The sequence below is a fragment of the Larkinella sp. C7 genome (genome assembly GCF_006149005.1).
In the GTDB taxonomy this organism is placed as follows: Bacteria; Bacteroidota; Bacteroidia; order Cytophagales; family Spirosomataceae; genus Larkinella.
Genome location: NZ_VBSL01000174.1, coordinates 1 through 426, shown reverse-complemented (window position 1 = coordinate 426; position 426 = coordinate 1). Strand labels below are relative to the sequence as shown.

The window sequence follows — 426 nt, the reverse complement described above, 5'->3', positions numbered from 1 at the left end:
GTCTTTATTCTGGTGGCCCTTGTTATCGTCATGATTTACGCAGCCATGTTGCTGCCCATGTATCACAATATGGAGGTACCTTTATGATGAAAAAATTTCTCAAACGCCTAAAAGGCAAGAAGGTCAAAGCCTTCACCCTGATTGAAATGCTGGTCGTGCTACTGATTATCAGCGTTTTGCTCCTGCTCTTTGTCCCCAATTTGGCCAAGCAAAAGGATAAGGTCAAGGATACTGGCGGTTCAGCCGTTGTCAAGGTGGTGGAAAGTCAGGCGGAACTCTATGAACTCAATCATAGCGATGATGCCACGGTATCAAAACTAGTTTCTGATGGTGACATCACCCAAAAACAGGCGGATTCTTACAATGATTATTACAAGAAACATAAGGAAAGTCGCAACGTTCCGAACTAGAGCCTTTACTCTGATT

At 43.7% G+C, this 426-nt stretch carries 1 protein-coding gene; it reads left to right on the top strand.

From position 1 onward, the window contains the following. The coding region (gene comGC, locus FH871_RS34970; RefSeq protein WP_369008817.1) for a competence type IV pilus major pilin ComGC at positions 1-410 on the top strand (410 nt) is incomplete at its 5' end. Between the last annotated feature and the right edge of the window lie 16 nt (positions 411-426).